A 24512-nucleotide genomic window follows, 5' to 3' on the forward strand; every position below is an offset into this window, starting at 1 on the left:
ACTAAAATGTATGTTGAGGTGGACAAGATTAGACCAATTATTCTTATACAAGAATTTTCTTTATATGACGATAATCAAAAGATTTTTAAAGAAAAATGATCTTTTTTTACAGTTAAATAGTATGTAATCGCGATAGATAACATGGTTAGCCAAAATGTAAAATAGCCAATCTGAGGAGTATACAAATCAAGCATTTGATAGCTTGGCAGCATAAAAAAGACATAGTCAATCACATCATTATGCAACGTCCAGATACTCGCTAAAACGAGATGACGCAGCTTCATTCGATAAAATGGTGCATAAAGCAAGCCTTGAACAGCCATCGCACCGTGTGAAAAGATAAGCATATAGCCATATATATCTAAATTTCCTGTTACGATCAAGACTAATGCATTCATTACAACGGCCCAAACACCATATTTAAATAACGTAATGATTGCTAGAGCTTCTATGTATGGCCAGTTTTTTTTCAATAAAAAAGCGAAAAGCACGATTGTAAAAAATAAACTAGCTGTTGGACTGTCAGGAACAAAAGGGAGAAAAATATTTGGCGTTTCTGCTAATTGAAATCTATACCAATAATATCCATATGCAGTTCCAACAAGATTTACGATAAATAAAAGCCATAATGTATGTTTATTTCCTAAAATTGAGTACATCCACTTCATTCAATATACCTCTTCTCATCTTTGTATCTTTTCCTATTTTAACATAGGGAGAGTTTTACATCATTTTAGAAGAAATTCCTTTTATGTTTAAAAACATATCATAAATAAAAGCTGACGAATTCGTCAGCCTATTTTCCTTCAAGATTTGAAATAAATTCAGATAGTTTTTTCAGCTCTTCATCTGAACCATTAAATTGTCCTGCCGGCATATTACCAGTTCCATTTTTAGCAATTTCAGCAACTTTTTCAGGAGCTAATCCTGTTCCAATTAAGGATGGAGCTGCTGGACCTCCTTGCAGCTCCCCTCCGTGGCACGAAACACAGCTTTGTGCAGCAAATACTTTATATCCGTCCGATTCCTTATCAATATCTGCCTTTGCTACAATTTTGCCTTGCTCAGCTGCCTTCTCCCAATCGTGATGTGCTACGGCCTCCCATGTTAAATAGGTAATCCCCGCAATAGCTAATAGCATAAAGCCAGTTGCAAATGGCCTCTTTATCGGGTGACGCTCTGGACCTCTGTCCAAAAATGGAGCAAGCATAAGTCCTCCAAAAGCAAGACCCGGAATAATAAAAGCGCCAATTGCATTATATGGTCCAGAAGCATAGCTATATTTTAATAGTTGGTATAAAAACAAGAAATACCAGTCTGGCACTGGAATATAGGCTGTATCAGTAGGATCTGCCACCCTCTCAAGAGGTGAAGGATGCGATGCAGTTAGGGTTAGAAACGCTACTAGAAAAACTGCTCCTACCATCCACTCTTTCAATAAAAAGTTCGGCCAAAAGGCTTCTGTTTTCCCGGGAAATTCAGAATAGTCCTTTGGTATATTAGGCTTGCGCTTGGCTGACACACGAGAATCACCAACAAATTTCATTCCCTTGCCTCTATGCATGAAGAAAAGTCTCCCTCCTTAATAGAAAAGCGGAAGCGCCTTGATCAGCCGCGACAGACATAAGACGCAATACGCAGAAAATCCTGATTTTTGGAGTATTGTGGCTTATGATCCGAGCGGCTAGGCACTGCAGCTAGACATCAGTCTACCTTCAGAAAATATTTCTTCCTAGTTTATTAAAAATATTCTTTTTACAATGGACCGGAAATACCTTGCTTACGAATCATTAGAAAATGAGCTCCCATTAATCCTAATAATGCTGCTGGAAGAAAAAATACATGAATAGCAAAAAAACGAGTTAATGTTTGTGCACCTATGATTTCTGAATGCCCAGCAATTAATGTCTTAACTGCCTTTCCAATTATGGGAGTTGATTCGGCGATTTGCATCGTGACCTTCGTGGCAAAGAGCGCTTTCATATCCCATGGCAATAAATAGCCAGTTAATCCTAGCCCTAACATGACAAAGAAAATTAAAACACCTACAATCCAATTTAATTCACGTGGTTTTTTATATGCCCCTTGAAAGAACACCCGTAATGTATGTAGAAACATCATAACGATGACAAGGCTAGCCCCCCAGTGGTGCATTCCACGTACAATTTGTCCAAACGCAACCTCATTTTGAAGGTAATAAACAGATTCCCATGCATTTTTTATATCTGGAACATAATACATCGTTAGAAACATTCCAGAAAGAATTTGGATGACGGTAATAAAAAATGTCAATCCACCGAAGCAATACACAAAAGCGGAAAAGTGATGGGCAGGATTTACATGCTCAGGAACCTCATGATCAGCAATATCTCTCCACAATGGTGTGATATCTAAACGCTCATCCACCCAATCATAGATTTTATTTAACATAAGGCTATGCCTCCTTTCGCTGCTTTGCTTTCCCTAGTAACAGAAATCCATCTTTTTCTTTATACGGGTAAAGATCCAAAGGAGCAGTTGGTGGTGTGCCCGGGACATTGATTCCCGCTTTCGTGTAAAGTCCACCATGACAAGGACAGAAAAAATGATTTGGCTCGGATTTATTTGTATTCCAATCAACTGTACAGCCTAAATGTTTACAGGTTGGTGATAAAGCCACGATCTCATCTTTATCATCCTTATATACCCAAGCTGTATTCGATACTTCAGATTCATACCAGCCGTCTTTTTGTTTAAATGTGAAGTCCACACGTACTGGCTCGTGCGTTAGGTCGCTAACTTTTTGTTTCGTAGCGACAAAATCCCCTTTAGCATCTGCTTTTAATACTGGATCAATTGCAAAGCGAACCATAGGCATTAAAATGGATGCTGCCATAAACCCTCCAACACCCGTCAAGGTATAGTTTAAAAATTGGCGCCTTGAAATTTCCTTTTTACCCATACTTTCCCCCCTATTTTTAAAAGTTCAAAAAATACGGCAGATTGAATTTTGAATATTAAGTCATTTTCATCTTATATGAATATTTAAGGAAGGTCAATTTTCTCTATATCAATTAATAAAGCGTTTTCAAAGTTAAGTCTACATGCATTTGGAAAAAGCCTGCTATTGCTAGCAAGCTTTATTCCACAATATTTTTCATCGATTTCAATTGTTCTGTCAAAATCTGAAATGCTTTTTCATCTTTTTGATCAAGCGCTTCATCAATTAGCTGAAGCAGTTTCTCCTTTTGAAATGCTTCCATACTGTAGGCAAGGAATTTTTCTGCAACCATTCGATCTTTTTCACTTACCTGCAAATTCTGTGGCATAAAAGGATTTTCCTCTAAAACAGCTGCATATTGATGCGCTTTATTTGAAGAATAAAAATTAAGCTGGATAAAAATGTCTTCATCCCTGTTTAATCGAATGTCGTGAAAAGATTTTTCCGCATCAGTCGTAATGACATTTTCCTTATAAAAACGAAATGGTACTTCATCAACACAATGGGTAGACATAACAAGTCCTCTTGGGCAAAATTGAGCTTGCTCAACAAAGTGAACTTTCTCCATTAGCTGATCATGGCTCATTAAATAATTTAAGATCCAGACACATTCTCGTCTTTTTAATTGATAATGATTTAAAAACCAGCGGATAAAATCCTTTTTTTCATTTACAGATACAGGGGTCTTCATCGTTGATTCCCTCCTCTGCCTTTCAACTAATTTGGATAAAGTAATTTAATAAAAAATTTGTAATACCATAGTGATTCTTGGCTTCAAACATCACATTGAATAAAGAAAAAAGATTTTCTCTTTAAAACGAAATTACATGTTTTCTGTCAATCTTTGTAAAATATCCTGATATTCCTCGTTCAATGGATCTAAATTTAGAAGCTTACTAAAAATTTCGGCAGCGTCCTCTCTTTTTCCTTCTTCTATTAAAAAATATCCATAATCTGAAAGGAATTCTACATCATTCTTAAAATAAGTATATGCTAATTGATATTTGTTTAATGCCAGTGAAAATTCTTCCGTATGCCAAAAAGCAATAGCCGCATCCCATAAAAATTGTGGTTCTTCCACATCTTCCGCTTCCATTAATTGTACAATCTCTAGTACATCTTCGTATCTCTCTTGCTTTAGCAATATTTTATTTAATGTTAATGCTGCTTCGGAAAATTCAGGATCAAGCACAATCGCTTCTCTAAAATGCTGTTCAGCTTCCGTTTCTTTCCCTGTTTTCAATGCAAGTTTACCAGCACAGAAAAAGAGGTCCTTATTAAAGTCGTCTTGCTTGATCCCTTCAAGAACAGTTTGATAAGCAACGGTTAGTTCCTCTTCTTTTTCATATGCTTTTGCCAAATACAAATAAAGGGAATGATATTCAGGATCTAGCTCTTTTAATTCAGTTAATTTTTCGATCGCCGTACGTGTTTGGCCTGCTTGTAATGCAGTTAAGCCATAGTTAAATAGCGTATTAATCTCGAGCTTTTGTGAAAGTGATTTTTCATAAAAAGGAAGTGCTTCTTCAAAGGCTCCTCCAGCACTTAAAGCTTCTGCAAGTCGTTCGTTAATGCTAACACTAGCAAGCTCATCCTTCTCTTCTAACACTTTTTTATACGCGTCAATAGCTTCTAAAAATCTTCCTTGTTCAGAATAAAACTCTCCCAATGCAAAGTCGATAATGATCTCATCGGGCAGCTTCTCCTTTGCCATTAAAAGCTTACGCTCACACACTTCATATAAGCCTTCCATTTGATACAAATCAGCTAGTAACAGTAAACCTTGTGGATAACTTGGGTCATTCTCATGAATTTTTTCAAGCTCAAGAATAGCCTGCTCCTCATCGCCAAGCTCCATTAGCGTTTCTGCTAATAAAACAAGAAGTTCTCCTTCTTCAGGATAGGTCTTTAACAGTCTTTCAAACAAGAGCTTAGCTTCTTCAAGAAATCCTAACTGTAATAGCTTTTCTCCCAGATGAAATCGATCGTCATTATGACCTTTTTGTAATATTTGCTGATAATGCTTCATCGCTTCTTCATGCTGGTTATTCTCTAGAAGTGAAATAATCTTATTTATCTTTTCCATTTAAAAGTCCTTTCTAAACATCTTCCAGGGTAAAGAAAGAAGGTACATTATTTTTTAATAAGCTCATATAATACATGTTGATATTCCTCATTATCTCTCACTATGATCACAACATCTTTATGAACATCAGCACGGAGCCTATGACTATGATAATGAATTTATGAGGATAGTTCAATATTTCTGACTTCCTTCTCCTTCATGACTAATTATAACTTACTTCACATCCTGGTTGAATCAAAGACTTAAAATGGCACCCTCTAAAAAAGGTCTTAAGACAAGCTATGCAAGTTATTTTATAACTATGACAATTAAAAGAGCAAAAAGCAAAAACCTCACTCCATTCTGATAGTAAGATTGGAATGAGGTTATTATCTTTCTATTATGGTTTATACATACGATCAATCAACACTAAATCAAGCTATCCAAGTGCTCAAAAAAGGATGGGTAAGATACAGATATAGCTTCTGGATTTTCAAGTAATACTTCTTTTTCAGAAATAAGAGCAGCAACCGCAAGCATCATTCCGATGCGGTGATCGCCGTGACTTGATACTTGGCCGCCTTTTAAATGCGGGTTTCCTTGAATGATCATGCCATCATCGGTTGCTTCAATTGACGCACCAAGCTTTTTCAATTCATTTACAACGGTATCGATACGATTAGTTTCCTTTACTTTAAGCTCATGAGCATCTTTAATAATCGTTTGCCCTTCTGCTTGAGTAGCTAATAAGGCTATAACAGGAATTTCGTCGATCAATCTTGGAATCAAATCACCTTCAATGATCGTTCCTTTTAGCTGAGATGTTCGAATGATTATATCTCCTGTTGGTTCAAACTCTTCCGATTCATTGATTTGAATCTCAATGTCTGCTCCCATCGCCTTCATAACATCAATGATGCCTGTTCGTGTAGGATTCAGCCCAACATGCTTAAGAACGATTTCACTATTCGGCACAATCGCCCCCGCTACTAGGAAAAAGGCCGCTGAGGAAATATCACCTGGCACGTGAATATTCGTTCCTGTTAAGGTTTGTCCACCTGTCACGTTAATTTTTTTGTTGTCGACGGAAATTTCGCCGCCAAAACGTCTAATCATTCTTTCTGTATGGTCCCTAGTTGCTTGTGGTTCAATTACAGTGGTTGTCCCACCTGCTTGCAGTCCAGCAAAGAGGATGGCAGATTTAACTTGAGCACTGGCAACAGGCAGCTTATATTCTATTGGCTGTAAATTTCCGCCTCTTAGTGAGAGAGGAGTAAATTCCCCTTCTTTTCTTCCATCAATCGCAGCACCCATCGAACGAAGAGGATTTACAACACGAGTCATCGGTCTTTTTCCTATAGACTCATCACCGATCAATGTTGAATGAAAGCTTCTGCCAGCCAAAATTCCCATTAGTAAACGAATCGTTGTACCTGAATTCCCTACATCTAATATGTCCTTTGGCTCGGTAAGTGCATCAATCCCTTTACCTTCGATAATAACTTGACCATCTTGATGGATAATGTTAACACCAAGTTTTTGAAAGCACGAAATCGTACTTAAGCAATCATTGCCCATTAAAAAATTAGTCACCTTCGTCGTTCCGTATGCAATTGCACCAAACATAACTGAGCGATGTGAAATAGATTTATCTCCGGGAATGGAAATTTGTCCCTTTAAGGCTGGAATCTTTGTTTTCAGTTTGATTGGTTTCATTTCATCACCTTTACTACACTTAATTTACTTAATCAAGGACCAATGGAAGTGGCGTAGCTTGTATAATATTCGATGCATTTTTCAGCACGACCTCTGTCATCTTCTGTTTGAAAGCTAATGACCAGTATACCGTTAATATCTTCCCTTGTTTCAAGAATCCGTATATTTGTAATACTGATTTTTTCTTTTGCTAAATATCCAGTCACTTCTGAAATGATTCCTGGATAGTCTGGTATTTCAACAAAAAGATCGTAAAAGGAAGGTATAGCCCCTTTTTCTTTTTGAGGTAATTCATCACGAAATCTTTTTGCCTTAAGAAAATAATCATAAATTTGTTCTTCGTCTTCTTTTTCAAGAATATCAGACACCTTTTGCATTTCCATTTGCCAATCCTTTAAAAGCTGAAGCAGTACTTCTTTATTATGAAGCAAGATATCTCTCCACATTGCTGGACTGCTAGAGGCAATTCGAGTTGTATCTCTAAACCCCCCTGCCGCAAGTCTTGTAACAAGCTGCTGCTTTTGACTTGCATGATCTGCTTGATGAACAAGGGATGCTGCGACGATATGTGGCAGGTGACTGATTACACCCGTTAAGTAATCATGTTCTTTAGGAGAAACTGTAATAAATTTTGCTTTCGTTCCCTCAAGCCATTGTATTAAACGATCAAGCTCTTCCGTTTTAATATGATCTTCTGGGGTCAGCATATAAAATGCGTTTTCAAACAGGATATCCCTCGCAGCCGTAACACCACTCTTATGAGAACCTGCCATTGGATGTCCTCCAATAAACGCAATGCCAAGCTCTTTTAATTTACGTGCTTTTTTCACAATTTCGTTCTTTGTACTGCCAACATCAGTAATAATGACATTATTTTTCAAAGGAATTTCCGTTAAAAGACCTAAAATTCTTTCAGTTTCCTTTACAGGTGTTGCAAGTAGAATAAGGTCTGCTTCCTTAGCCCCTTCTTCAATACTTTCTGCCACTCCATCGATAACGCCAAGCATAAAACCTAGCTTCACATTTTTTTCACTTATATCATAGCCGACAACAGTGGCTCTTGCATGCTTATTTTTAATCGAAAGTGCGATCGACCCTCCGATTAATCCTAATCCAATAACGAAGACGCGTCCGTCCAAGCTAATCCACCGCCTTCATTACGCTTTTAAGACGACAGCCTTTTCGTTAAGAAATTCTGTCATTATTTTAATGATGCCTTCATTTTGGCTTTGTGATCCTACTGTTACCCTTACAGATGTAGGAAATCCTAGGGCTTGCCCAGATCGAACAATATAGCCTTTTTCTAGTAGATATTGAAACACTTCATTTCCATCCGTGTTGAAATCGATCAAAACAAAATTCGTTTGTGATGGCATGCAAGTCAGGCTATTTTTCTCACAAAATTGATAAAATTGTTCAAGACCTTTTCGGTTTTCTTCACGACAATATCGAACAAACTCTTGATCTTCTAATGCTTTCTCTGCAGCTAATAGAGCTGCAGTGTTCACATTAAAAGGCTCTCTAATGGGTTCAAGTGCACGAATGATCTCAGAACTTGCAACACCATAGCCTACTCGAAGACTTGCTAAACCATATATTTTAGAAAACGTTCTTAATACGATCAAATTTGAAAATTCATTTAAAAGATCAATAGCGTCATAATAGTCATTGGCAACAACGTACTCATAATACGCCTCGTCTAAAACGACCAAAACATCAGATGGAACTTTTCTTAAAAAGGAAAGAATATCTTCCTTTGTAATATAAGTACCCGTAGGATTATTTGGACTGCAAAGCCACACAATCGCTGTTTCATGATCAATAGCCTGAAGCATTTTATTTAGGTCATGCTCCCCATCCACAAGTGGTACTTCTCTAATTTCAGCCCCTTCAACAACGGCATTATGTCGATATTGAGGAAACGTTGGAGCAGGCATGACTGTATTCTTTCCTTGCTCAAGCATAGCTCTTGAAATCATTAAGATAATTTCATCAGAACCATTTCCAAAAATCAGTTGATCTGGATTCACTTTTAAAGATTGTGCTAATGGGAAACGCAAATTACTTGCATAGCCATCTGGATAAATCGCTAGAGATTCAGTCATACTCTCTAATATTTTTTTTGCTTTCTTCGAGCACCCAAATGGATTTTCATTTGAAGCAAGCTTTACAATATCACTTAATCCGTATTCCTTTTTGACTGCATCTGTCGATTTTCCTGGTTGATATGCTGTTAAATGCAACAGCTGTTTCTTCCACTTCATTTTTTGTCCACCTCATTTTGGAGCATCCAACACCAGTATTTCTATTATTTATTATAATCCTATGTGAAAATGAGTTAGCATATAGGGGTTCTATTCAGTAATTAAATCTGGCCTTAATACAGCTGCTCCTTCTAAATAAATATGCTCAATATCCATTGGTGACATATCTGTATTAATATGGAACATTACACGGATGCATTTCTGTAAGGCAGATGGAACAGAAATTTCTTTCATACACATTACTGGAACAAAAGTCCATCCTTCCATTGACCGCAATACCTTTGCTGGAAATGCCGCATTTAAATCATCTGTTACTGAGATAAAAACGGAGGCGACTTGATCAGCTTCGATGCCATTTTTAACAATGACCTCATTGATAAGTCTTTCTGTTGCTGAAGTCATTTCAGCTTCAGTATTTTCCTTTACTGTGATGGCTCCTCTCACACCTCTGATCATCAGCACTCCCCTCCATTCATAAACATTTCTAATTCTTTAATAACAAATTCTTCTTCTAACTCAACAATTGTTGGACGACCAACTTTTTCAAGTAGAACGAATCGCAGTTTTTGACCATAGGCTTTTTTATCTTGCTTCATACGATCAACTAAACGATTAATTTGTAAATGTTCTGGAACTTTAATATCATAACCTAGCTTCCGAAGCCAACGATTACATTCAACTAATTGGAAGGACAAGTCTGACACTTTTTGGCTGAGTCTTAAAGCGAAATGCATCCCAATGACAACCGCTTCTCCATGTGTCATGTTTCCGTATCCCATCTCAGCCTCTATAGCATGACCAAGTGTATGACCGAAATTTAAAAATGCTCTAACTCCCGTTTCTTTTTCATCCTGAGCTACAATTTCCCCTTTTATTTCTATTCCTCTTGTCAAAATACTTATTAATGTTTCTTCAGGGATAGAATCAAGCGTAAGCAGGTTCAAGCGCATCCAATCATAGAGAGCTTCGTCGCTAATTAATGCGTGCTTAATCGCTTCTGCAAAACCAGACCTTTTTTCATTGATCGGCAAGGATTTCAAAAAATCGATATGATAAAATACCGCTTCTGGTTGATAAAAAGCACCTATCATATTTTTTCCAGAGGGATGATTGATCGCAACCTTTCCCCCTACCGCACTATCATGAGCCAATATGGTTGTTGGAATTTGAATAAAAGGAATTCCCCGCATATATGTAGCCGCAACAAAGCCAGCTAAATCGCCAACAGCTCCTCCCCCAAGAGCAAGAATGACAGAATGGCGATCAAGCTTTTCTTGTAAGGAATAAGTTAAACATTGATAATACACATCAAATGTTTTGGCTAATTCTCCACTTGGAACAGTGTATGATACAGGATGATAGGACGATACATATTTTAACAAAGTTGAAAGATGGAGCCTTTCAACCGTTTCATCTGTAATAATGAGCAGCTTTGTCAAAGATGGAAAATTCTCCTTAAGGAAAACATTTAAATGCTCAAGTGAATGAGAATCAACAAAAACCGGATAGCTTTTTGAGCCAGTTTCTATAGAAATGGCTTTCATTAGAATTCCCTCGCATATGCTCTTTGCTCTTCAACCGCCGCTTTTAATGTCTCAAATCGATCGGAAGAAAACTGCTCGACAATAGCACTTGCCAGCTCCCAAGCAACGACACTTTCTGCTACAACCGCTGCTGCTGGAACCGCACAGCTATCAGATCTTTCAATGCTTGCAGCGAATGGCTCTTTTGATTCAATATCAACGCTTTGTAATGGCTTATAAAGCGTTGGAATTGGCTTCATAACTCCTCTTACAACAATCGGCATTCCAGTTGTCATTCCACCTTCGAAACCACCAAGACGATTCGTTTTACGCGTATAACCTTTTTCTTTATCCCAAATGATTTCATCATGAACTTGACTTCCAGGAATATGTGCAGCATCAAATCCAATTCCAATTTCAACGCCTTTGAAAGCATTAATACTCACTATAGCTCCAGCAAGCTTTGCATCAAGCTTACGGTCATAATGGACATAGCTGCCTACTCCAACTGGCATTCCTTCAACAATAACTTCAACAATTCCGCCAATCGAATCTCCATTTTCTTTTGCTTGATCTATGGCATTCATCATTTTTTGTTCAGCTTCTTTATCAAGACAGCGAACAGGTGAGTTTTCAGTTATTTCTTTTAAGCTTTGAATGGAATCATATGTACGAACAGCTGACTTCACGCCGCCAATTTCAATCACGTGAGAAGCTACTTCAATTCCTAGCAATGATAATAATTTCTTCGCTACAGCTCCGGCTGCAACTCTTACAGTTGTTTCTCTTGCAGAAGATCTTTCAAGTACGTTTCTCATATCTCTATGACCATACTTAATCGCTCCATTTAAATCTGCATGCCCAGGACGAGGACGTGAAATTTTTCTTTTTACCTCTGCTTCTTCTTCAGAAGAAATAGGGTCTTGTCCCATGATTTTTGTCCAGTGCTTCCAATCATTATTATGGACAACAAGAGCAACTGGAGACCCAAGAGTATATCCGTGACGAACCCCTCCGACTATTTCTGCCTGGTCTTTCTCAATTTGCATTCTTCTTCCTCTGCCATGACCCTTTTGCCTTCTTGCAAGATCTTCATTAATATCTGACGCAAGAATAGGCATTCCAGCTGGCAGTCCTTCAATAATTGTGGTTAGTTGGGGGCCGTGTGACTCCCCTGATGTTAAGTATCTCATAAAAATCCTTTCCCCCTTCAACTCGTTAAAGGAAATAAATATGTTTCAATATATCATACGTTTCATCATAAAAATAGTAAAAGAAATAAAAAAAATAAATTAAAGCATAAAAAAATACACGAACGAAGTCATTTTAACATGGAATAGCTTTTAAAAACAAAAGAAATTTAAAAGTGCTTAAAAACAGATTTATTATTTTGGCTGTTTTCGTATAGATTGTTGCTTTTAAACACGCAGCCTGCATATACTTCGCTTTCCGTGGGCGAGCGTCAAGCTTCCTCGTCGCATTCGCTTCTGTGGGGTCTCTCTGCGGGGTCTCGCCTTTCTCGCATTCCCACAGGAGTCTACGTGTTTGCAGGCTGCTCCAAAACGTTTCTCCCAATGTTTTTTATGTCAAAAGCAACAAACTTTGAGAAAACAGCCATTATTTTTTACGATAGAAAAAAGTATCCTCTGGAATTAAATCAAATTTTGCTGGATAAAAAATTTGTTCTGTACTGCCAACAAAAAGGATTCCCTCAGATCGAAGGGATTTTGAAAACTTATAATATAAATCATTTTTTGCAGCTTCTGTAAAATAGATAAGGACATTCCGACAAATGATTAAATCAAAAGGACCTTGAAATGGATCTGCTAATAAATTATGCTTTTTAAATCTGACAGCTCTTTTAATGTCTTCGGAAACAAAATAATGACAACCGTCTTTTCTGAAAAACTTATTCTTTTCAGTACTTGGAACCTCCATAAGTGATTTTTCGTTGTACATCCCTATTTTTGCCCTATTTATCACATTTTTATCAATATCCGTTGCTAATATTTGCACTTCAGATAGTGGAATATATTTTGACAGTATCATTGCCACTGTGTAAGGTTCTTCACCTGTTGAACAAGCAGCACTCCAGATTTTAGGACGATTATTATACGATAATATTTTAGGTAATATTTTATGTTCAAGAATTTCCCATCTTTTTGAATTACGATAGAATTCTGAAACATTAATCGTGATACGATCTAAAAACTCTGTTAATAATCTCTTATCCTCATTCAATCCTTTTGAGAATTCATTAAAAGATTTAAAGCCTTTTTTTTCATACATGGATGTTAATCTTCTCTTCATTTGTGCTTCTTTATACAAGGAGATATCAATTCCTGTTATTCTTTTAACATCTTTTACAAACCCATCATATTCAAGAGTCATTTATGTTCTCCCCTTGACCCCATAAATTTAATCACATATCTCTAGTATATCGAATTTTAAAAGTTTATGGATAGTCTTTTATCAAACCGAATTTTATGGTAGATTTATTTTTTACTCGTTCCATTTGTGTAAAACTATTATCATAGATCTTAGAGCTTTTTACATTTCGATTAGAAAAGCGTAAGCGCCCTTGGTCATCGACGTAAAGTGCTGGACTGAATCGAGTGAGATATAGGAAACACGAAGAGCGCAAGCGTCAATGCTGACTTATCGTAGACGAGGTGAGGGAAGCACTTCTAGTCGATAGAGTGCTGGAGCTAGACAGTAATCTAACTTCAGATATAAATTCTGATTATACAAGAAAAAAGAGGATGAACCAATGAATGACTGGCATCCTCTTAATACATTTGTATTTTTTATCAGAGTCTTGAAAACAATTAAGCATTCACATCAATCTTCTTTTATTCAACCCATTGTTGGATAGCTTTATTGTATTCTACTATCTCTTCAGGTTTAAAGAAAAGCCCTATTTCCCTTTTTGCGCTTTCAGGTGAATCAGAACCATGGATTACATTTTTATTCATAATTACAGCGTAATCTCCGCGAATAGTTCCAACTGCAGCATCTTTTGGATTGGTTGCACCCATCATTTGGCGAGCAGTTGCAATGACTTGATTTCCTTCCCACACCATGGCAAATACGGGACCTGAGGTAATGAAATGAACTAAATCATTAAAAAACGGCTTTCCCTTATGCTCAGCGTAATGTTGTTCTGCCAATTCCATCGAGATGACCATTAATTTTGCTCCGCAAAGCTTGTACCCTTTCGATTCAAAGCGTGAAACAATTTCCCCTACTAAATTTCGTTGTACACCATCAGGTTTAACCATTAGAAACGTTTTCTCCATGAATTCCACTCCTAATAAGAAATGCGGAGGCACCTTGTCCAGCCCTGAAGAAAAATGTTCCTTTGGCTCATAAAGCGCTTTTTGCTTTAAGAGACAAAGGGTTATTTTTCACAAGGGCTAGGTGCCAGAGCTAGACAATAAGAAATGCGTAAGCGCCTTGATCAGCCCTGAAGAAAAATGTTCTCATGACTCAAAAAGTGTTTTTTACTTTTAGAGACATGAGGTTATTTTTCACAAGGGCTAGGCGCTGAAGCTGGACAATAAGAAATGCGTAAGCGCCTTGATCAGCCCTGAAGAAAAATGTTCTCATGACTCAAAAAGTGTTTTTTACTTTTAGAGGCATGAGGTTATTTTTCACAAGGGCTAGGCGCTGAAGCTGGACAATAAGAAATGCGGCCGTTTAAGAGCGCCACGTCCTGTACGTCGGAAAACCCCCACTGTTTGAAGTTTCACTTTATGAAAATGTTAACATTTATTAAAAATTTTGGCAACGCTTAAAAAGTTCTTTTCCCTATGTATTTTGCTATATCCCTTAACGCTTTTCTTGCTTTATTATCAGGGAGCTCTTCTAATATAGACAAAGCTTTATGCAAATAACGTTCACTAACTTTATAGGAACGTTCAATAGCATCCGTACTTTTAATCGAAGCAATGATCGAGTCTACTTCATTTTGTTCCATATGTTCATGAACTTTTACTATTTGTGATCGAACTTCTTTCGTTTCCATGGCAAATAGAACAGGCAGGGTGACGTTCCCTTGAAGCAAGTCTCCGCCTGCAGGCTTTCCTAGTTGCTTTTCTGTTCCTACAAAATCAAGGATATCATCAATGATTTGGTAAGACATTCCAATATAGTAGCCATATTGATAAAGCTTTTGATGTATAGAACAAGGAGCATTTGCAGCAATTGCACCTAATTGACAACTAACAGCAATGAGAGATGCCGTTTTCCTTTTAATTCTGCGCAAATAGTCCTTTAAGTGTTGATCAAAACGGAACTTATCTTTTATTTGTTCAATTTCCCCTATACACAATTCAACGATCGTATTCGCTAAAATTCTATGTGCGTCTATTTTTTCAATATGCGTCATCAGTTCCAGCGAGCGCGCAAAAATATAATCACCTGTATACATAGCAACACGATTATCCCATTTCACTTTGACTGTCGGCTTTCCACGTCGCACCTCTGCATCATCAATGACATCATCATGAACGAGGGAAGCCATATGTATCAATTCAAGTGATACAGCAACTTTTTTTATTTTCTGAATATCATAATCACCAAACTTACCTGCAAGCAAAACAAAAACAGGCCGTATTCTTTTTCCACCTGCTTGCAAAAGCTCCAAGGAGGCCTGACGTAACAAAGGAGACTCTGCATTTACAGTCTCCTCTAAAGCTTGTTCAATCAACGTTAAATCTGAATTCAAAAACGAATAGATCATTGATAATTTCATGTCTATTTCCACCTAGCTTTAATATCTACACACTAAGTTTTGTTTCACTTTAGTATACAGAATGTATAGTTTAATTTTGCTTGTATCCGATATGAACTGCAGCCACTCCACCGTTATATGGTTTAAAGCGAACATCTGCAATTCCGGCTGCAGCAAATAAATTAGCAAGTTCTTTCATCCCCGGGAAGTCCTTTGCTGACTCTTGAAGCCATGAATATTCTTTATAGCTTCGCGCGAAGAATTTTCCAAAAAAAGGCATGATATGTCGGAAATATATATAATAAATCTTCTTATAAATAAAATTAGTAGGCTGTGATGTCTCTAAGCATACAATCATACCACCTGGTTTCACTACTCGATGCATTTCTTTTAAAACCTTAACATAATCAGGGACATTTCGAAGGCCAAAACCGATTGTTACGTAATCAAAGCTATTATCTGAAAAAGGGAGTTCCATTGCATTTCCATGCACAAGATGAACATTCTTCATTAATAGCTGTTCCACCTTTTTCTCGCCAATTTTTAGCATGTTTTTACTAAAATCTAGACCATGAACCTCTCCTATTGGTCCAACTGCTTCTGCAAGAGCAATCGTCCAATCAGCTGTCCCGCAGCAAACATCTAATGCAGTTGAACCTGGTTTCACATTCATTTGCTTCATAGCGTCTTTTCGCCATCTTTTATGTTGCCTAAAGCTTATAAGAGAGTTCATTTGATCATAACGCTTATATATTTTTTCAAAAACATGATGAACTCGTTCTTCTTTCGATTGTTGCATATTACCTATCCTTCTTCCACAAATGATTTGGTCATTGGTTGATGTTGGTTAATGATCGAGAAAATCCGATCCCCCATTCTCTCCCGAATATATGGCAGCTTTTTCAGTCCATTTTCAATCATAAGCTTTGCAAAATCGATATAATGGTCACAAATAGTCATTAATTTTTTTTTCTGATCAAAGGTTAATTCTTTCACCTTATAATCACTCTTTGAGAATGACAATTTCTTTAAAGCTTCAAATACAACTGAAGTTCCTGTATGTATGAATTGATTTTTTTCCTCAATTAATCTTTTTACAAATAGTAGATTAAAAATGACATCGTTCCATTCACACAAATGAAAATAATCAGTTAATCTTTCAAAAAGAGAAGATTCAATCATTTTCACACTATTCATTAATTCTTCCAATTCGTTTGGTACTTTTCTATAAAGTGCGATCTTATGCTCGTTTACATTTTTAATGCCCTCAGCTAATGTTCGAATCATTAAGATATCATCCACTTCTGCAAGTGATTTGTAATATAAACCACTATAATAGTCTCCAGCAAGAACGGTTAGCTGTCTAGTTTTCATGCTGGACTCATTCAATTTAGAGTTTGTAACAATCTCATGGGTATCAAGGGCAATTTGTATCAGCATTGTGGTTAAAGCATAGTTATGAATTTTACTTTCTGGTAAATTGGCATGCTCCATAAGCAGAACAAGCATTAATAATTTGTCTTCGTCAATGACTGGAGAATCAATATATTGGAGTAAATACGGGTGCAAGATTTTTCCCTCTATTTTCTCTTTTATGTTATCGATGCAATTGTAAATATCTTGCATATTTATCACCCTTGTTCCACAAAGATTTCTCATGTTATGCATTTTGTTTTATATTATGTATTAAGCTTCCCCTTTAAATAAGGCATTCAACATTATAACATATTGAACAAATATAATCATATTAGCATGTATTTCTAATAATTAAGCCCTTGATCTTTTCTTTGCTAAAAGAAGATTATTCAGATGGAGATGACTCTCCATCTGAAGTATTTGATTAATATATCCCTTAAAACAAAGTCATTATTTTATGAGAGAAAGGATTTCTGCGCGTGCTTTAGAATCTTCTTTGTATAATCCGCGCACGGCTGTGGTAACGGTTTTAGCCCCAGGCTTTTTTACACCACGCATGGTCATACACATATGCTCTGCTTCAATTACAACCATTACTCCATGCGGCTCAAGCTTATCCTGTATAGCATCTGCAATTGTGGCTGTAATACGTTCTTGTAGCTGTGGTCTTCTTGCTACTGCTTCAACCGCACGAGCTAGCTTACTTAACCCCGTAATTTTTCCATTTCTAGGATTATATGCAACGTGTGCTTTCCCAAAAAACGGTACTAAATGATGTTCGCACATTGAGAAGAATGGGATATCCTTCACTAAAACGAGCTCTTCATGGTCTTCGCCAAATACCGTTTCAAAATATTCTTTTGGATCATCATTTAAACCTGAAAAAACCTCAGCATACATTTTCGCTACTCTCTTTGGAGTATCTAATAAGCCCTCACGATTAGGATTTTCCCCAATCGCCTCTATAATTAATCGCACAGCATCTTCGATCTGAGCGAGGTTTACATTTGACATCTTTCTTCCTCCTAAACACTCTATCTGTCTATTATAACATTTTCATATTTGCATATTCATTTTATTTATATTGAAAGCGAGGTTAAAATAACCCATTTACTTTTCTGAAAGTTAATATAAACCTGCTGTTTTTAGTTTTGAGTGAAATCGCTTTTTTATAAGATAATGAAAAAAAACCGCGATAATCGCGGTTTTTTTCATTTACAAGAGTATGACACTGTATGTAATTACTTAACTGCGTCTTTCAATGCTTTTCCTGGTTTGAAAGCAGGAACTTTACTTGCTGCGATTTCAATTTCTTCACCAGTTTGAGGATTACGTCCTTTACGAGCTGCACGCTCACGTACCTCGAAGTTTCCAAAACCAATCAATTGGATTTTGTCACCATCTTTTAAAGCATTTAAAATTGTATCAAAAACAGCATCTACTGCTTTAGTAGCGTCTTTTTTAGAAAGCTCACTTGCTTCAGAAACTGCATTAATTAATTCTGTCTTGTTCATGCCTTTCACCTCCTCCCAAAATTTCAATCATCCTTTAAAAATAAGAACTCTTATCTTCATTTGTAAACAAATTTACTGAATTCTATACTTCTTAACGTGTTTTTGTTTGAACACGCTCTAATATTAAAACAAGAAAGAAAAGATTTCAATGTTTTTTAACTAATAATCCTTTATTTATAAGGGTTACAGGCAGTTGCATGGTTAAGTCTGATAAAAGATTATCATAATCAATTCAGCATATCAAGGAAATTTCGTGTTTTATTGGCAAACTTTTCTTCAATGGGGTATTTTGCACCCTTTTTCTTGAATATATTGAAAAATTATAGTATTTTGTTAACAATATTCTTTAACAAAGCTAACAGCAAAAAGGACTCTTATACAGAGCCCTTCTTTTACAAAATGATCGCTATTAAACCGCCTGATCCTTCATTTATGATTCTTTCTAACGTTTCTTTTAACTTATATCTGGCATTTTCAGGCATTAATGATAACTTCGCTTGGATGCCTTCTCGAACAATGGAGCTTAAGTTTCTTCCGAAAATATCTGAGTTCCATATAGATAATGGGTCATCTTCAAAATCCTGCATTAAATACCTGACTAATTCTTCACTTTGTTTTTCCGTCCCTATAATAGGTGCAAATTCAGATTCTACATCAACTTTAATCATATGAATAGATGGAGCTACAGCCTTCAATCGAACGCCAAACCGAGGGCCTTGGCGAATAATTTCCGGTTCATCCAGACTCATATCTGCTAATGAAGGAGATGCAATGCCATAGCCTGTTTGTTTAACCATTTTCAACGCTTCAGAAACTTGATCATATTCCATTTTAGCATGCGCAAAATCCTGCATCAGCTCTAATAAATGATCCTTCCCTCTTATTTCAACCCCAACGATTTCTTTTAAGATTTCATCATAAAGATCATCAGGAGCAAAAAGATCAATTTCAGCTATTCCTTGCCCCATTTCTATTCCTGCTAGTCCCGCACGATCAATAAATTCAAAATCGTTAAAGTGATGAACAACTCGATCAACATCACGAAGTCTTTTTATATCTTTCACGGTTTCCTTTACTGCATTTTGATAGCTATCGCGAAGCCAGTGGTTTTCTTTTAGCACCATAACCCAGCTTGGTAGATTCACGTTAACTTCTAGAACAGGAAATTCATATAAAGCTTCACGCATGACATTTAAAACATCTGATTCTCGCATGCTCTCTACACTCATTGCTAATACAGGAATATCATATTCTTCAGACAATTTACTGCGTAGTTTTTCGGTATTAGGATGGTAAGGCTGAGCACTATTAATGATCATAATAAACGGCTTTCCAACTTCTTTCAGTTCATCAATAACCCTTTTCTCCGCATCAAGATAATTGGATCTTGGTATCTCCCCTATCGTCCCATCCGTTGTAATGACCACTCCTATTGTCGAGTGCTCTTGTATCACCTTTCTCGTACCAATTTCAGCAGCTTCATGGAAAGGAATCGGCTCTTCGTACCATGGAGTCGAAATCATTCTTGGGCCATTTTCATCTTCGTACCCTTTAGCGCCAGGCACCGTATAACCAACACAATCCACGAGTCGAATATTAACATCTAGGCCTTCAACAACATGTACACTTGCTGCTTGATTTGGGACAAATTTCGGTTCTGTTGTCATAATTGTTTTCCCAGCTGCACTTTGAGGCAATTCATCTTGGGTACGTACCCGATCTGCTTCATTTTCCATATTTGGGATAACGACAAGTTCCATAAATTTCTTTATAAACGTTGATTTTCCAGTGCGAACTGCACCTACTACTCCAAAATATATATCGCCGCCTGTTCTCTCAGCAATATCTTTAAATATATCGACCTTTTCCAAGCGATCCCCTCCCGAATCGTAGAGTTAGTGGGATAATATTATCCAAATAATTATTTTATGACAGTATAAGTGTATGACGTTGTCCTAGATAGTTATGACTGTTTTCTATATTTTTTTGCGACTATCACAAAACTGTCTGATTTCATTCTGTTCATTCATTTTGGTAAAAAAAATCCCTTCTCTTAAAATATATTTTTATAGAGAAGGGTTATGACTACTTCACCAAAAAGATTGGCTTATTTAAATGTTTATCCAATGTATAAGGGAGTGAATAAGCGGGAACAAATAGGGAATTTGTTAAAAGAATTGTTCTAATATCCATGTTTACGAGATCTGCTTTTTGATGTGTAGTCTTCATCACATGCACAATATCACTTCGATAGTCTACATAAATTTCAGCGTTACTTGTAATGACGAAGGGAAGATCGTCGTGTGTATATGGACTTGTAACTACAGGATCTTTTTTATAGCCTAGTTTCTGAAAATCTATCGTATAGACATTATCAGCAATTTGATCTTTAAAAGGAGGAAAGCCCTGTGCCTTAATTCGAAGGGTTATATCTCGAATAATCTCGGCAATTCTTAAATCAAATATTTTTACCTTTGGATTTGTCTCTGGATTAATCAGAACGTATTGAAAGACCCCGCCCATTTCATAAGAATGATCAGGAGGATTAGGTAAATATTTAGGAACAAGCTTGTTGAAATCAATGGGATATTTTTCATAAATCGGAGTTTTCATATCTTTAGTTTTAATTGGTAATAAACCTTCATTTTCTTTTTGGTAATGATCGACAGCAGCTTGTACGGTATTAATCTCGTCAATTGAAGGAATTTGATGATTTTGTTGATTTATTTTTGGATTCATACAGCCTATAAGAATGAAACTAGCGATCAATATCATCAGATAGTAATTTGTTTTTTTTACCAAGAAGGACCATTCCTTTATTAAAAGGTAAGATAATTTTTGAAAGGTAGACTGGTGTCTAGCTCCAGCACCCTTTCGACTATAAGTGCTTCCCTCACCTCGTCTACGATAAGTCGAGAACGAACGACTAACGTCCTTCGACTCTCCTATATCTCACTCGATTCAGTCCAGCACTTTACGTCGATGAGCAAGGGCGCTTCCGCTTTTCTTAGTAGAATCATAACTAATTAACAGGACCGGAAAATACAATTAGTAAAATGATAATGCCGGAGAGGACCATAAGAAGGTAGGCAAACAAGGCTAAAGAAAATTTCAAAAGGCGATTGGATAATTTATATCTACTTAGATAGATAAACAAAATAGACAGTAACATAAAGCCCATCGCAATAAATGAAATCCACATTTTCATTAATCCCTCTGACATCATATCACCTCAAGTAAGAAAGCGTTAACAAAAAATATGAATCTATGAAATGGAAATCCTTTTTCTGAAATTATATCATACCAAAAATGAAAATTAACAGATATAAAGGAAAAATCCTTCTCTCTATTTTTCTTAAAAAGCACAAGTTCCTTGAACACCGAGTTAAACATAAGTCTCTTTCTCCAAGAAATCCTTATGACATTCGGATAATGGCTTATAACCCACCAAGCCGCTAGGAGAAGGCCGATTATAGAAGTCAAGGCAATATGTAGCTTCCCCCTAAACGACACCGAATAAAAGCCTAGAGACAAGATGGGGCCATCCTTGACTCTAAGCTTATACGACTAAATATTCTAACCCCTGTTCTATTGACCAGGTCGCTTCGTTGCATTGTATGCCTTAATGCAGCTAACTGTATCCTCAAATGCCTATTTTTCCTAAAATATTATTGCAATTGATCATTTCGATCTTCCAATACATTTGTTAAATCTTCCATTTCATGCGTTTTGCCACGTGTCATTAATGCATCAACAGCATCTTTTGGATCTTGGTTGTCAAAAAGCACATGATAAAGAGCTGTAGTAATAGGCATCATGACATTATACTTTTGAGCAAGCTGATAACCAGCCTTCGTGGTCCGAACACCTTCAACAACCATTCCCATATTATCTAATACTTCTTGCAGCGGGCGGCCTTGGCCAATTAAATTACCAGCCCTCCAGTTACGAGAATGGATACTTGTGCATGTTACGATTAAATCACCTACCCCAGTTAACCCTGAGAAGGTTAACGGACTAGCCCCCATTTTCGTCCCCAAACGAGCAATTTCCGCTAAGCCACGGGTAATCAAAGCAGCCTTTGCGTTATCACCATAACCAAGCCCGTTTGTGATCCCTGCCGCAACAGCAATAATATTTTTTAGAGCACCGCCAATCTCCACACCAATGATATCAGGATTCGTATAAACGCGGAAATTTTGATTAATGAATAAGCTTTGAATTCTTTCAGCTGCTTCCATGTTATTTGATGAAACTGTAACCGTTGTAGGCTGCCGGAGACTAACCTCTTCCGCATGACTTGGTCCAGATAATACAACAACAGATTCAAGAAGACTTGCTGGCAGTTCTTCTTCTATCATCTCAGAAATTCTAAGAAGAGAGCCAGGTTCTATCCCCTTACTCACATGTACAATCGTTATTGGCTCCTTCTGAACCTCAGCAATGTTTCTTACAACTTCCCTAATGGCTTTAGTTGGAACAGCTAAAATAATTGTCCTTACTCCTGCCAATACTTCCTCCAAGGATGTGTATCCTTTAATTGAAGATGGTAAAACAATTTCTGGAAGATACTTACTATTCATATGCTTTTCATTTATTTCTTCCATTAATTGTGCATGTTTACCCCAGATCCTTACATCATGACCGTTATCAGCAAGCACCATAGATAGAGCTGTCCCCCAGCTCCCTGCCCCTAATACAGCGATTTGCTCTTTATGCTTATCCACAATTTCACCTTCTTTATTTTCTTTCCCTTGCAAATATCTTGATTGGTGTTCCTTCAAAACCGAATGCTTCCCTAATTCGATTTTCTAAAAATCTTTCATATGAAAAATGAAGGAGTTCAGGATCATTTACAAATATGACAAAAGAAGGTGGCTTAATAGCAACCTGTGTTGCATAATAGATTTTCAAGCGTTTTCCTTTATCAGTAGGTGTCGGATTCATAGCTACAGCATCCATAATGACATCATTTAGAACACTCGTTTCAACCCTCATTGCATGATTTTCACTGGCTGTATTAATCATTGGAATCAATGTATGAATTCTTTTTTTCGTTTTAGCAGATAAGAATACGATTGGAGCATAGCTTAAAAATAAGAAATGCTCACGAATTTGTTGTTCAAATTCCTTCATCGTTTTCTCATCCTTTTCGACTGCGTCCCACTTATTGACAACTATGACAACTGCTCTTCCAGCTTCATGAGCATATCCTGCGATACGCTTGTCTTGCTCAATAATTCCTTCTTCTCCATCAATAACCACAAGTACAACGTCGGATCGTTCAATCGCCCTTAATGCTCTTAGCACGCTATATTTTTCCGTACTCTCATAAACTTTCCCTTTTTTTCTCATCCCAGCCGTGTCAATAATGACATATTTTTGACGATTATAGGTTACAACCGAATCAATCGCATCTCTTGTCGTCCCAGCTATATTGCTGACGATAACTCTGTCTTCGCCTAGGATGGCATTAACTAGTGATGATTTCCCAACATTCGGGCGACCAATTAGTGAAAATTTAATTACATCATCTTCATAATCCTTTGAATCGAACTTAGGAAAATGACTCGCAACTTCATCCAAAAGATCTCCAAGTCCTAATCCATGAGAACCTGATATTGGAAAAGGTTCTCCAAACCCAAGAGAATAAAACTCATAAATTTGCTCCCTCATCTCTGGATTATCAATTTTATTAACTCCTAACACAACTGGTTTTTTTGCTTTATACAGGATTTTTGCAACGACCTCATCTGCAGAAGTTACACCTTCTCTTCCATTTGTTAAAAATAATATGACATCCGCCTCATCAATCGCAATTTCAGCTTGTTGGCGAATTTGTTCTAAAAAAGGTTCATCTCCAATATCAATCCCACCGGTATCAATGATATTAAAATCATAATTCAACCAATCTGCTGAGCTATATATACGATCTCTTGTCACACCAGGAATATCTTCTACAATTGATATTCGCTCTCCTACAATTCTGTTAAAAATAGTCGACTTCCCTACATTCGGTCGACCTACAATTGCTAAAACAGGTTTTGCCATAGCATTCACCCTTTCATCTTAATCCTTATCTATACAAAATAAAAATTTATTATGTCATTTTTTGTATCTTTTGATAAAAGAAACCCTTCTTATCATGTAGAAGGGCTCAACTTAATAAGTCTACCAAAGAGATCACTTCATCGCAAGAACAAAAGTGCAAGCTCCTTGATCAGCCCTGAAGAAAAATGTTCATTTGGCTCCAAAAGCGCTTTTTGCTTTTTGAGACAAAGGGTTATTTTTCACAAGGG

General features: G+C 36.8%; 24 protein-coding genes. All 24 read right to left on the minus strand.

What is annotated here, in order from left to right; genetic code table 11:
* Positions 1-74: 74 nt before the first annotated feature.
* The 24 genes from lhaT to der all read right to left on the minus strand — a co-directional run bounded on the left by lhaT (position 75) and on the right by der (position 24264).
* Positions 75-668 carry a lipoprotein heptaprenylglyceryl N-acetyltransferase LhaT gene (lhaT, locus tag FDO66_RS14270; RefSeq protein ID WP_141433326.1) on the minus strand — a complete coding sequence of 198 codons (594 nt, stop codon included), beginning with the start codon at positions 666-668 and terminating at the stop codon, positions 75-77.
* A 128-nt stretch (positions 669-796) separates the two neighbouring features.
* On the minus strand, positions 797-1564 hold the full coding sequence (locus FDO66_RS14275) for a menaquinol-cytochrome c reductase cytochrome b/c subunit (RefSeq protein WP_141433327.1): 768 nt from the start codon (positions 1562-1564) through the stop codon (positions 797-799).
* Between the two features lie 191 nt (positions 1565-1755).
* Entirely contained in the window at positions 1756-2430 is a 675-nt protein-coding gene (gene qcrB, locus FDO66_RS14280; protein WP_141433328.1) for a menaquinol-cytochrome c reductase cytochrome b subunit, read from the minus strand.
* A gap of 4 nt (positions 2431-2434) precedes the next feature.
* Complete coding sequence (locus tag FDO66_RS14285; RefSeq protein ID WP_141433329.1) at positions 2435-2941, minus strand: QcrA and Rieske domain-containing protein; 507 nt, start codon at positions 2939-2941, stop codon at positions 2435-2437.
* A gap of 178 nt (positions 2942-3119) precedes the next feature.
* Positions 3120-3671 (minus strand): ReoY family proteolytic degradation factor, encoded by a 552-nt coding sequence (locus FDO66_RS14290; protein WP_141433330.1) that lies wholly within the window; start codon positions 3669-3671, stop codon positions 3120-3122.
* Between the two features lie 132 nt (positions 3672-3803).
* A complete protein-coding gene (locus FDO66_RS14295; protein ID WP_141433331.1) occupies positions 3804-5066 on the minus strand; it encodes a tetratricopeptide repeat protein in 1263 nt (420 codons plus the stop codon).
* Between the two features lie 408 nt (positions 5067-5474).
* Positions 5475-6761, minus strand: a complete 1287-nt coding sequence (gene aroA, locus FDO66_RS14300) for a 3-phosphoshikimate 1-carboxyvinyltransferase (protein ID WP_141433332.1) — start codon at positions 6759-6761, stop codon at positions 5475-5477.
* A gap of 32 nt (positions 6762-6793) precedes the next feature.
* Positions 6794-7900, minus strand: coding sequence for a prephenate dehydrogenase (locus FDO66_RS14305; protein ID WP_141433333.1), 1107 nt, complete (start codon positions 7898-7900; stop codon positions 6794-6796).
* Positions 7901-7918: 18 nt separating this feature from the next.
* Positions 7919-9025, minus strand: a complete 1107-nt coding sequence (gene hisC, locus FDO66_RS14310) for a histidinol-phosphate transaminase (protein WP_141433334.1) — start codon at positions 9023-9025, stop codon at positions 7919-7921.
* 90 nt (positions 9026-9115) lie between these two features.
* A complete protein-coding gene (gene aroH / locus FDO66_RS14315) occupies positions 9116-9481 on the minus strand; it encodes a chorismate mutase (RefSeq protein WP_141433335.1) in 366 nt (121 codons plus the stop codon).
* Positions 9481-10569 (minus strand): 3-dehydroquinate synthase, encoded by a 1089-nt coding sequence (gene aroB, locus FDO66_RS14320; protein ID WP_141433336.1) that lies wholly within the window; start codon positions 10567-10569, stop codon positions 9481-9483. The genes aroH and aroB overlap by 1 nt, the downstream gene beginning before the upstream one ends.
* On the minus strand, positions 10569-11741 hold the full coding sequence (gene aroC / locus FDO66_RS14325; RefSeq protein ID WP_141433337.1) for a chorismate synthase: 1173 nt from the start codon (positions 11739-11741) through the stop codon (positions 10569-10571). Before aroC ends, aroB begins: the two co-directional genes overlap by 1 nt.
* A 424-nt stretch (positions 11742-12165) precedes the next feature.
* On the minus strand, positions 12166-12939 hold the full coding sequence (locus tag FDO66_RS14330; RefSeq protein WP_141433338.1) for a CheR family methyltransferase: 774 nt from the start codon (positions 12937-12939) through the stop codon (positions 12166-12168).
* 461 nt (positions 12940-13400) lie between these two features.
* Complete coding sequence (gene ndk / locus FDO66_RS14335; RefSeq protein WP_141433339.1) at positions 13401-13847, minus strand: nucleoside-diphosphate kinase; 447 nt, start codon at positions 13845-13847, stop codon at positions 13401-13403.
* Between the two features lie 494 nt (positions 13848-14341).
* On the minus strand, positions 14342-15304 hold the full coding sequence (gene hepT / locus FDO66_RS14340) for a heptaprenyl diphosphate synthase component II (RefSeq protein ID WP_141433340.1): 963 nt from the start codon (positions 15302-15304) through the stop codon (positions 14342-14344).
* Between the two features lie 70 nt (positions 15305-15374).
* Positions 15375-16082, minus strand: coding sequence for a demethylmenaquinone methyltransferase (locus FDO66_RS14345; protein WP_141433341.1), 708 nt, complete (start codon positions 16080-16082; stop codon positions 15375-15377).
* 5 nt (positions 16083-16087) lie between these two features.
* A complete protein-coding gene (locus tag FDO66_RS14350) occupies positions 16088-16909 on the minus strand; it encodes a heptaprenyl diphosphate synthase component 1 (RefSeq protein ID WP_141433342.1) in 822 nt (273 codons plus the stop codon).
* Positions 16910-17149: 240 nt separating this feature from the next.
* Positions 17150-17713 (minus strand): GTP cyclohydrolase I FolE, encoded by a 564-nt coding sequence (gene folE / locus FDO66_RS14355; RefSeq protein WP_141433343.1) that lies wholly within the window; start codon positions 17711-17713, stop codon positions 17150-17152.
* A gap of 227 nt (positions 17714-17940) precedes the next feature.
* Positions 17941-18213, minus strand: a complete 273-nt coding sequence (locus FDO66_RS14360) for an HU family DNA-binding protein (RefSeq protein ID WP_141433344.1) — start codon at positions 18211-18213, stop codon at positions 17941-17943.
* 392 nt (positions 18214-18605) lie between these two features.
* Entirely contained in the window at positions 18606-20084 is a 1479-nt protein-coding gene (gene spoIVA / locus FDO66_RS14365; protein WP_141433345.1) for a stage IV sporulation protein A, read from the minus strand.
* Between the two features lie 214 nt (positions 20085-20298).
* Complete coding sequence (locus FDO66_RS14370) at positions 20299-20952, minus strand: hypothetical protein (RefSeq protein WP_258535737.1); 654 nt, start codon at positions 20950-20952, stop codon at positions 20299-20301.
* A gap of 283 nt (positions 20953-21235) precedes the next feature.
* A complete protein-coding gene (locus FDO66_RS14375; protein WP_141433346.1) occupies positions 21236-21436 on the minus strand; it encodes a DUF2768 domain-containing protein in 201 nt (66 codons plus the stop codon).
* Between the two features lie 445 nt (positions 21437-21881).
* Positions 21882-22973 carry an NAD(P)H-dependent glycerol-3-phosphate dehydrogenase gene (locus FDO66_RS14380; protein WP_395939790.1) on the minus strand — a complete coding sequence of 364 codons (1092 nt, stop codon included), beginning with the start codon at positions 22971-22973 and terminating at the stop codon, positions 21882-21884.
* On the minus strand, positions 22954-24264 hold the full coding sequence (gene der / locus FDO66_RS14385) for a ribosome biogenesis GTPase Der (RefSeq protein ID WP_141433347.1): 1311 nt from the start codon (positions 24262-24264) through the stop codon (positions 22954-22956). The genes FDO66_RS14380 and der overlap by 20 nt, the downstream gene beginning before the upstream one ends.
* Between the last annotated feature and the right edge of the window lie 248 nt (positions 24265-24512).

It is taken from the genome of Bacillus sp. 03113, from assembly GCF_006546985.1.
Classification (GTDB): domain Bacteria; phylum Bacillota; class Bacilli; order Bacillales; family Cytobacillaceae; genus VATK01.